Below are 10,093 nucleotides of genomic sequence, written 5' to 3'. Positions count from 1 at the left end.
TCCTCCCAGAACCGACGACGAACCTCACGCGGAAACCCAACACGACCACCCATAACCAACACCTCAATCAATCAGGTGTTGCAACGACCCCCTGAACCCAAGGGGCGCACTTGTCCGCTTCGGGAACAGTTGGGCGCGGTGAGGAGCGGGCGCAGAGCGGGACCGGCGGCTAGAGCCGGTTGATCCCGGTCACCGTCAACGCCGGCACTCCCAGTTCGTCGGACTCGGCGAGGTCGATCGTGGCGCTGATGCCCCAGTCGTGGTCGCCGGCCGGGTCGTCGAAGATCTGCCGGGCGGTCCACACGGTGGCACCCTCGTCGAGGATGAGCAGTCCGGCGCCGCGGGCATTCGCCCCGGCCAGCAGTTCGTCATGATCGGCGTAGTAGCCGTCCATGGCGTCGGCCCAGGCATCTGCCCCGAAACCGCTGTCGCGGTCGAGGTCGCCGAGGGCGTCGTAGTTTTCCAGCGCGGCCAGCTGCACCCGGCGGAAAAGTTCGTTCCGCACCAGGATCCGGAATGCCCGGGTGTTGGTGGTGAGCCGGTGCGGCGCGGGCGGCACCACGGCGTGCGCCGTCGACTCGTGCGCGGCCAGGTCGGGGTGGATGAGTTCCTCCCACTCGTCGAGCAGACTGGAGTCCACCTGCCGCACGAGCTCGCCGAGCCACTCGATCAGGTCGAGAAGGTCTTCGGTCTTGGCCTCGTCGGGGATGGTCTGCCGGGCGGCCCGGTAGGCATCCGAGAGGTAACGCAGCACCACACCCTCGCTGCGTGCGAGCTTGTAGTAGGCCACGAACTCGCCGAACGACATGGCCCGCTCGTACATGTCACGCACCACGGTCTTGGGCCGCAGCGGGAAGTCGGCGATCCAGGGCTGGGACTGCTTGTAGGTCTCGAACGCGTAGCTGAGCAGCTCGTCCAGGGGCTTGGGCCAGGTGATCTCCTCGAGCAGCTCCATCCGCTGGTCGTACTCGATGCCCTCCTGCTTCATCGCGTTCACGGCCTCACCGCGGGCGGCGAACTGCTGACCCATCAGCACCGGCCGCGGGTCGTCGAGGGTGGACTCCAGCACCGAGATCATGTCGAGGGCGTAGGTGGGCGCCTCGATGTCGAGCAGGTCGAACGCGGCAAGCGCGAACGGCGACAGCGGCTGGTTGAGCGCGAAGTTCGCCTGCAAATCGACGGTCAAACGGATGCTGCCGTCCGCACCCTGCTCCACGATCCCGGCCGCACGCAGGGTCTTGTAGATCCCGAGGGCCCGGCGGGCGTGGGCGAGCTGACGTTTCCACGGCTCGTGGTTGTCGAACACCAGCGAGTACACGTTCGCGAAAGCGTCGCCGCCGCGGGCGATCACGTTGATCAGCATGGCGCTGGTCATCTGCATGCTTGAGGTGAGGGTCTCCGGCTCGGCGTCGACGAGGCGCCTGAACGACGGCTCGCCCCAGGATACGAACCCTTCCGGGGCGCGCTTGCGGATGATCTTGCGTTTCTTCTTCGGGTCGTCACCGGCCTTCTGGATGGCCTTGAGGTTCTCGGTCTCGTGGTCGGGCGCCTGGATCATCACGGTGCCGGCGGTGTCGAAGCCGGCCCGGCCGGCCCGCCCGGCGATCTGGTGGAACTCGCGGGCGTTGAGCTGGCGCATTTTGACGCCGTCGTACTTGGTCAGGGCGGTGAACAGCACGCTGCGGATCGGCACGTTGATGCCCACGCCGAGGGTGTCGGTGCCGCAGATCACCCGCAGCAGGCCGCGCTGGGCGAGCTGCTCCACCAGCCGGCGGTACTTGGGCAGCATGCCGGCGTGGTGCACGCCGATGCCCATCCTGATCAGCCTGGAGAGGGTCTTGCCGAAGCTGGTGGTGAACCTGAACTCGCCGATGAGCTCGGCGATGGCCTCCTTCTGCTCCTTGGTGACCACCTTCACGCTGGAGAGCGCCTGGGCGCGTTCCAGGGCGGCGGCCTGGGCGAAGTGCACGATGTACACCGGCGCCTGGCCGGTCTTGATCAGGTCCTCCACGGTCTCGTGCACTGGCGTGGTCTCGTAGAAGTAGTGCAGCGGCACCGGGCGCTCCACACCGGTGACCACGGCGGTGTCCCGGTTGGTGCGGCGGGACAGGTCGGCGGCGATGTCGGTGACGTCGCCGAGGGTGGCCGACATCAGGATGAACTGCACCCGCGGCAAGAGCAGCAACGGCACCTGCCAGGCCCAGCCGCGGTCGGGGTCGGAGTAGAAGTGGAACTCGTCCATCACGACCTGGTCGACCGGGGTGTCCTCGCCGTTCCGGAGCGCCAGGTTGGCCAGGATCTCGGCGGTGCAGCAGATGATCGGGGCGTCGGAGTTGACCGACGAGTCGCCGGTCATCATGCCCACGTTCTCGGCGCCGAAGATCTCCACCAGGGCGAAGAACTTCTCGCTCACCAGCGCCTTGATCGGGGCGGTGTAGAAGGTGCGCTTGCCGGCCGAGAGGGCGGCGAAATGCGCCCCGATCGCCACCAGGGACTTGCCGGTGCCGGTCGGGGTGGACAGGATCAGGTTCGCGCCCGACACGATCTCGATGACAGCTTCCTCCTGCGCCGGGTAGAGCCGGAGGCCCGCATCCGCTGCCCACGCTTCGAAGGCCTCGAAAAGCTGGTCGGGATCGGTGTTGTGCGGGAGGGCGGTGAGGGTTGCCATGATCCCCCAATCCTCCCCTATCCGGCCGGAGGAGTCCTCCACCGCATCAGCCAGGCCATCAGGTAGGCGCGGCTGTTGCCGTCGTCGATCCGCTCCTCCGGCAGGCTCGCCGCCGCGGTCAGGGCGTCGGATGCGGCCTCGGGGCCGCGCAGGCCGGCGTACATCAGTAGGTAGTCGCCGAACATCACGTCGTAGTTGCCTTCCGGCAGGGCGTCGGCGAGGTTGGCGCTCACCCTGTCGGGGTCGCCGCCGAGGTAGCCGGCGACCGGGCTCATCGGCAGCACCAGGATGCCCAGCATGGCGCTGGGCTCGGCGCTGAACCAGGTGGCGTAGTCGCGCTTACCGCCCCAGACCAGCGACGTGACGGTGTGGTCGAAGCCCGCATAGACCGGGTCGTCGAGGTCGAAGTCGGTCCAGTAGGCACGGGACGAGGCCGCCTCACTGGAGAGCATCCACTCGGCCTCGGCCGCGAGGTCGGCCTGGTCACTGGCGGCGGCCCAGAGCGCCAGTCCGTTCCACGCGGTCACGGCCTCTGAACTGGATTCCTGGTTGTTCCCGTCGCCGAACGGCGAGGTGCCGCTGGCCCAGGAGTGGCCGGCGTAGGCGTCGAACACCCTTCGGTCCGGGAAGTACTCGCTGCCGCCGCTGGTGGCGAGGTCGGCGGCGAGCAGATTCAGCACCGGCGCCCAGCGCTGTGCGGCCTCGGGATCGTCGGCCGCGACCACCGCCGCGGCATAGAAGAAGTAACCGTAGTGGAAGTGGTGGTCGTTGAACTCCTCGGAGCCGAACGACGTGGCCAGGCCCACGATCCCCTTCGCGTCCGGGTCGTAGACGAAGCACCGTTCGGTGCGCTGGGCACAGGCGTCGGGGTCCGTCCAGTCGTCGAGGGCGGTGCTGAGCCGGTCGGTGAGCGTGGCCACCGCATCATCGGCACCCACCTGCCGGGCCACCTCGAGCAGGTTCGCGGCCCGGTAGAGGGACTTGCCGCCGAAGTAGGTGTCGGCGGCGAAGGTCGTGGTGGCCGCCACATCAGCTCGCACCTGGTCGGCCAGCGCGGCGCGGTCCTCGTCACCGAGAGCCGAGAGGTCCAGGGCGCCGCTGGGAGCGACCGCGGGCACCGACCAGCTCAGCTGCCGGCCCTCGCACACCGTGAGCGCACCGTAGATGCTCGGGTACTCCCCCGCGGTGCACGACGCACCGTCGGCGAGACCCTGTGCCTGGTGCGGCAGCGCGGCGATCAGGGTGTCGCCGCCGTCGCCGGTGTCGTAGTGGATGGTCGTGGTGGCCGTATCCGTGCCGGCGCCGTACTCGACGCTGGTGCCGATGACCGGGTGCCGGGCCGCTTCGGCGAAGGCCGTGAGCGTGCCGCTGTCCGGCAGTGCAAACCAGGTCACGGATTGGCCGGCCGTGAGGGACAGGTCGGTGCCGGACGAAAGTGTTCCCGCACTGACCATGCCGTAGGTGCTGCCGGCCACGTCGACACTCCACACGCCCTTTTCGGCTTCGCTGAAGGCTGTCGGCATGGTGAGGGCGACGTCCGCAGCGGCAGCGAAGGACACGAACGGCGACCCCTCGGCGATCAGCGTGCTGCCGACCGTGGCGCCGTCGATGGACTGGCCGATCGTGACGGATGCTTCGTCGTAGGCGGTCACCGCCTGCTCCAGCCCGTCGCCGTCGCCGACCTGCACGCCGATCTGACCCGCGAAGCCGCCCCTGATCACGTTGGTGTCCGCGGACACCTCCGGCAGTCCGAAGCCGAAGCCGGAGTCGCTCAGTTGGAAGGAGAGGGGCAGCGGGAACACCGGCATCGATTCCTCGCCGAAAACCAGGCCGGAGAACCACCGGTTGGTCGGCGGGATGAGCCCGTCGGACAGGCGCGCTGTCGGCAGGGCCTTCAGACTCTGCTGAGGAAGGGCGTCGACCAGCGGCGCGACCTCGTTGCCGGGGAAGATGGCCGCGCCGGGGGTCGAGGCCTCGGTGTCGACCGGTTCAACGGCATCCGTCGTGGTGCAGGCGGTGAGCGCGGCGGCGATCACGAGGCAGGTGGCGACGGCGAGGATGCGCGGTGTTCTCTGCACGATCACAGCCCGATCGTCCGGAGGAACCCGAACAGGCCGTCGCTGGCGCCGGCGAGGAGGCCGTCGTCGCGCAGTTCTATCGTCGCCGTGACCGGGGTGCCGGGTGCGATGAGCCCGTTCGCGGCGCCGTCGACCAGGTCCGGGCTCAGGACCCTGGCCGTGGTCTCGGCATGGCCGTTCGCCGTCTGCACGTCCAGGGTGTCCATGGTCCCGGCCACCCTGGTCTGGTTCGGCAGCACGATGTCGACGGCGGCGCCGGGTTCGATCCGCGCGTAGTCGCCGCTGGTGAGGACGAAATCGGCCGACACGAACAGGGACCCGGCCTGGTCGATGACGGCGAGCACCTGCCCGGCCTGCACGAAGGAGCCGCGCTCGGTGCTGACGTCGGTGAGGGTGCCGTCGACGGCGGCGGTCAGGGTGAGCACGCCGTCCTCGGCCACCGAGTAGGCCACGCTGTCGACGGTGACCAGCCCTTCGGCAAGGTCGGCCTGCAGGGTGGGGCTCTGCAGGGTGAACAGCGCCTGACCCGCCCGCACCTGGTCGCCGTCCTCGACGAGTCGCTCCATGACGGTTCCGCCATAGTCGGAGCCCACCGGATACTCCGCCGCCTGAATCGAGGCGGAGGCGCTCATCACCTGGGCCTGCCGCTGGTTGAAGACGAGCGTGAGGACCGCGACGACGCCGACGACGACGACGAGTCCGAAGAAGAGCTTGAACCGGTTGGCCCAGGTCATCAGGACACCATCCTTCGGGTCAGGGCGCGGGTGCGTCGTGCCAGGTGCGCCTCGTGCATTGCCGTGCCGACGAAAGTGCCCAGGATGAGAGTGTTGGTCACATTCCAGGCCGTGGCCAGGGTGAGGGTGCCGATCGAGAGGTCACGCCACACCGCCACCACCGAGGTGAGCAGGAGGAATACGAAGAAGAGCACCTGCGGGATCATGAAGTTGAACGGCGATCTCACCCGGGACCGGTTGCCCGTGGCGCTCCAGTGCTGTTCCTTGCCGACCAGGACGTTCATCAGCGCGGCCACGTAGATGGGGAACGACGCCGTGGCGAGCATCAGGGTCTCCCAGCGGAACGAGCCCATCGTGTAGAACGCCAGAAGCACCTGCATCAGGTAGAAACCCGCGTAGTACAGCAGCCAGGTCACCACCGTGGTGGAGAGGTTCATCGGGCGCAGGTCGAGGTAGATCTCCAGCGGTGGCACCAACAACAGCAGCAGCGGCGCGATCCCGGTGAGGTAGAAGGATGCCGTGACCAGGTACTGCAGACGCTGATCGAAGGTGAGACGGCGCCGCGGGCTGAGCGGGTTGCTGTGCAGCAGGATCTCGAAGCCGCCCGTGGCCCAGCGCAGTTGCTGTTTCGTGTACGCCTCCACGGTGTCCGGCGCGTGTCCGGTTGCCAGCACGGTGGGGATGTAGATGGTTTTCCAGCCCGCCTCGTGCAGCTTCAGCGACGTCCAGACGTCTTCGGACTTGGAGTCGGTGTACATGCCGCCGATGTCGTTGATCGCATCTCGCCGGAAGATCACGTTGGTGCCCACGCAGAAAGCGGCGTTGAATCGGTTGCGACCGGGTTGGATGAACCTGTAGAAGACCGCCTGCATGTATCCGGCGCCGCGGGAGATGACGTTGTGCAGGTTGCGGTAGGCCTGGGGGGTCTGCACGAAGGCGACCTTGTCGTCGATGAAAAACGGCAGGGTCTCGATGAGGAACTCCCGCTTGGGCACGAAGTCGGCGTCGAAGATCACGAAGTACTCCGCAGTGCTCGCCGTGAGCGCGTGATTGACGTTGCCCGCCTTGGCGCCGTTCGAGCTCAGCCGGCGCAGGTAGCGCACGCCCAGCTCGGCGGCCAGATCACGCACCTCGTCGGAACGGCCGTCGTCCAACACCCAGGTGAGGTGCTCACCGTGCATCGCCCGCACCGCGGTCACGGTCTCCCGGATCACGTCGATGTCCTCACCATACGTGGTGACGAACACGTCGATGGTGGCCGGGTGGTCCCCCAGGTGCAGGGGCCACCGCTCGGGCTGGTCCTTCAAGCCGTCCCGCGCTATTGATCTGCCGCGCACCAGAGTTGCCTGGGTACGGTGAAAGTCGAAATCCCGAGTATCTGTAGACCCGGACAGGATCGTCCACATCGACAGCAGCGCCTGGAAGATCAGGATCGACTCGGCCATGATCACGAGCGAGTATGGCAGCCAGTCGCCGCGGCTGGCCGGATTGAGCAGGAAGTGGGCGTAGGCCAGGATTCCTACCGTTGCGATCAGAACCAGCATGACGAGGGACGGCGAGTGCGCGTGCCCCGTCGACTTGGGTCGAACCGGGTGATCGTCGATCGCCAGTTGGTGGGTGGGGATCCGGTGCATAGCCTCGGGCGGCACTACTGAATCCACCGGGGATTCGGGTGGAGTGGGTATGCCAAGGCTGGGATGAAGGGAAGTCATCCGTCTCTCTTTCGGTACCGGATTCGGGTCCGGGGTTCGCGAACGGGATCTCGGGCGAGGTTCGCGTGCTGGTTCTGAGCGCGAGCATGAGCGGGTTCGACAGGGCCCTGAAACACGCGGCAACACCGACCGGGTCTGGCCTGGGTGTCGGCCGACCGGAGAGTGTGGGCATCGTCGTCCGGGTTCGCGGGATCTATCGGGATCGGGATCCGTGAGGGATCGGGATGCGGATGGAGCGACGAGGTGCCGTAGGGTGCGGCGAAGACGACGGAACAGGGGAGGTCGGGTGCGACCGTTCGTCGTGGCGGGTAGGTTCACCATAGGTCCGTGGCGAGAGTTCTGACTATCGGTTCCCTCAACGTTCTCGTGTTCGTAACACGGCTGTAACCCGGTGCTCGGCCCCGCTCTCACCCCCAGTCTCGTAAGGGATTCGTAAGGGCGGGTGCGCCCGTCTCACAGGCGGTAAATCTAAGCTGATCCCATGTCCAGCTCCGCCTCCCCGACACCGGCTCGCGCGCTGCCCGCCTTGGCCGGCCTGGCCGCGGTTCTGGCCGGATTCGGTCTCGCCGAACTTGTCGCCGGGCTCATCGCACCCGGTGCCAGCCCGGTGCTGGTGGTCGGTGCTCTGCTGATCGATCTGGCGCCGGTCTGGGCCAAGGAGTTGGTGATCTCGCTCTTCGGCACTGCCGACAAGGTGGCGCTGATCGTCTTCATCGCCCTGGTCGCGGCGTTACTGGCCGCGCTGGCCGGCGTCCTCGAATACCGGCGTGCCCCGTTCGGCCGGTTCGTGATCGTGGCCGCCGGCTTGGTCGCGCTCGCCGCGGCGCTCACCCGCGCCGGGGCATCCCCGTTCGACGCCGTGCCTCCGGTGCTGGCGATGGTAGTGGCCGCCCTGGTGCTCACGATGCTGATCAACCGGCTGCGCGTCCGCCGGGCCCCCACGGCGGCGACGGCCGAGCTGGACCGTCGCCGGTTTCTCGTCTACACCGGCATCAGCGCCGGTGCCGGCGTGCTCGCGGCCATCGGCGGCCAGCTGCTCACGGCCGGCAGCCGGGCAGCGGATGCGGCCAGGGCACTGTTCCCCCTGCCGGTACCTTCCACGCCGGGCACCCCGATTCCCGCCGGAGCATCGTTCGACATCGATGGCCTCACGCCGATCATCACCCCCAACGCGGAGTTCTACCGCATCGACACCGCCCTCTCGGTGCCGCGCATCGACCCGTCGACCTGGACCTTGAGGATCACCGGGCTGGTCGAGAACGAGGTGGAGATCAATTTCGCCGAGCTGCTGGCCCTGCCACTGGCGGAGAGCACCACCACGTTGGCCTGCGTGTCGAACTACGTGGGGGGCGACCTGATCGGCAACGCCGTCTGGCTCGGATACCCGATCCGTGACCTGCTCGCCAGGGCGAAGCCGCTCGCCGACGCCGACATGGTGCTGTCGCGCAGCCAGGACGGCTGGACCGCCAGCACCCCGCTCGAGGCCCTCACCGACGACCGCGACTCGATCCTCGCCGTGGGCATGAACGGCGAGCCGCTGCCTCTCGAACACGGCTACCCGGTGCGGATGGTGGTGCCCGGCCTCTACGGGTACGTGTCGGCCACGAAGTGGGTCACCGAGCTGGTGGTCACCCGGTTCGACCAGGAGACGGCGTATTGGTCCACCCGCGGCTGGTCCCAGAAGGGTCCGGTGAAGCTGTCCTCGCGCGTGGACGTACCCCGCGAGAATGCGAGCGTTGACGCCGGAACGGTGACGGTCGCCGGCGTCGCGTGGAGCCAACACGTGGGCATCTCGGCCGTGGACGTGCAGGTGGACGACGGCGACTGGAACCCCGCCACCCTGGCCGACGCGATCTCTGTCGACACCTGGCGGCAGTGGCGCTGGGATTGGGACGCCCCGAGCGGCTCGCACACCCTGCGGGTGCGCGCCACGGATGCCAACGGCTTGGTGCAGACCAGCAAGCTCGCCGATGTCGCGCCGGACGGCGCCACCGGCCTGCACGAGATCAGCGTGTCGATTTCGTGACCACGTCGAAGCAGGTGCCCGGGTTGAGCCCGAGCGACATCGCCCATTTCGAGGGTCTACTGCGCGGTCAACGGCTCGATCTCGAGCGGGAGCTGGGCCGGCAGGGCGACACCCTGAACGCCGTGCGCGCGGCGCGCAGCGGCGGGGACGCCGACGACGAGCACGATCCCGAAGGCCCGACCCTCTCCGACGAGTGGTCGCTTCGGGCGGGGGTGCACGCCGAACTGGCCGCCTCCCTGGCTGCCATTGACGCGGCCCTGGTGCGCATCGAGGACGGCAGCTACGGCCGGTGCCTGCGCGGGGGTGAGCCGATCGGCCGCGAGCGGCTCGAGGCCCGCCCGGCTGCGGAGCTGTGTATCGACTGTGCTCGGGAGTCGTGACCGATTCGCGGGCATGGATGGCTCACCCTTCCTCCACAGGGCGGTCTTTTTCGACCCTTCCACAGCTTGGTTTCTGGGCCTGGGAGTGNTTCCACAGCTTGGTTTCTGGGCCTGGGAGTGTCGGTGGTGGGTGCTTCACTGTGCCTATGGCCACCTCAGCTGCCACACCCGATCACACCCCCGATGACCCTGCGGACCCCGCGGTGGATCCTGTCGCGGCGGCGATCAGCGCGGTCATCGACCCGCTGATCGTGAACGAGAAAGTGATCGCGGCCGGCTACGCCGAGCGCAGTCGGCTGCTGACCGAGCTGGACCGGCTGGGCCATGAACCGCGCATCCTGGCGGGTCTGTGTGGTGACCCTGTCGAGTCCGGCCGGAACGACCCTGACACCGGCGCGCACGGCCCGGCCTGGGACGACGAGGAGCTCGCCCGCCGCAGCATGGCCGCCGAGGCCGCCGGGGCGCTACGGCTGACGGCCACCACGGCGGGCATGA

General features: G+C 68.1%; 7 protein-coding genes. 3 read left to right on the top strand and 4 right to left on the bottom strand.

Annotated features, from left to right (window positions below; all coding sequences use genetic code 11):
- Nucleotides 1-169 precede the first annotated feature (169 nt).
- From E3T22_RS06845 to E3T22_RS06825, 4 genes are read right to left on the bottom strand one after another with little or no spacing between them, the layout of a single operon-like run.
- Nucleotides 170-2,668, bottom strand: a complete 2,499-nt coding sequence (locus tag E3T22_RS06845; RefSeq protein ID WP_134409348.1) for an RNA helicase — start codon at nt 2,666-2,668, stop codon at nt 170-172.
- 17 nt (nt 2,669-2,685) lie between these two features.
- Nucleotides 2,686-4,752, bottom strand: a complete 2,067-nt coding sequence (locus tag E3T22_RS06840; protein WP_134481301.1) for a glycosyl hydrolase — start codon at nt 4,750-4,752, stop codon at nt 2,686-2,688.
- Entirely contained in the window at nt 4,749-5,480 is a 732-nt protein-coding gene (locus E3T22_RS19015; RefSeq protein WP_088456764.1) for a biotin/lipoyl-binding protein, read from the bottom strand. The genes E3T22_RS06840 and E3T22_RS19015 overlap by 4 nt, the downstream gene beginning before the upstream one ends.
- Nucleotides 5,480-7,129 carry a glycosyltransferase gene (locus E3T22_RS06825; protein WP_240632232.1) on the bottom strand — a complete coding sequence of 550 codons (1,650 nt, stop codon included), beginning with the start codon at nt 7,127-7,129 and terminating at the stop codon, nt 5,480-5,482. Before E3T22_RS06825 ends, E3T22_RS19015 begins: the two co-directional genes overlap by 1 nt.
- 544 nt (nt 7,130-7,673) lie before the next feature.
- Between E3T22_RS06825 and E3T22_RS06820 the strand changes: the two genes are divergently transcribed.
- From E3T22_RS06820 to E3T22_RS06810, 3 genes are all read left to right on the top strand, one after another.
- Nucleotides 7,674-9,218, top strand: coding sequence for a molybdopterin-dependent oxidoreductase (locus E3T22_RS06820; RefSeq protein WP_134481300.1), 1,545 nt, complete (start codon nt 7,674-7,676; stop codon nt 9,216-9,218).
- The gene (locus E3T22_RS06815) at nt 9,215-9,598 is read left to right on the top strand and encodes a TraR/DksA C4-type zinc finger protein (protein WP_198415074.1); all 384 of its coding nucleotides are present in this window, start codon (nt 9,215-9,217) and stop codon (nt 9,596-9,598) included. The genes E3T22_RS06820 and E3T22_RS06815 overlap by 4 nt, the downstream gene beginning before the upstream one ends.
- 146 nt (nt 9,599-9,744) lie before the next feature.
- On the top strand, nt 9,745-10,093 hold a 349-nt coding region (locus tag E3T22_RS06810; RefSeq protein ID WP_134493531.1), incomplete at its 3' end, for a hypothetical protein.

Origin of the sequence: Cryobacterium sp. TMB3-10, from assembly GCF_004402305.1 — a bacterium.
Classification (GTDB): domain Bacteria; phylum Actinomycetota; class Actinomycetes; order Actinomycetales; family Microbacteriaceae; genus Cryobacterium; species Cryobacterium zongtaii.
This window is presented reverse-complemented; position numbering and strand designations above follow the sequence as displayed.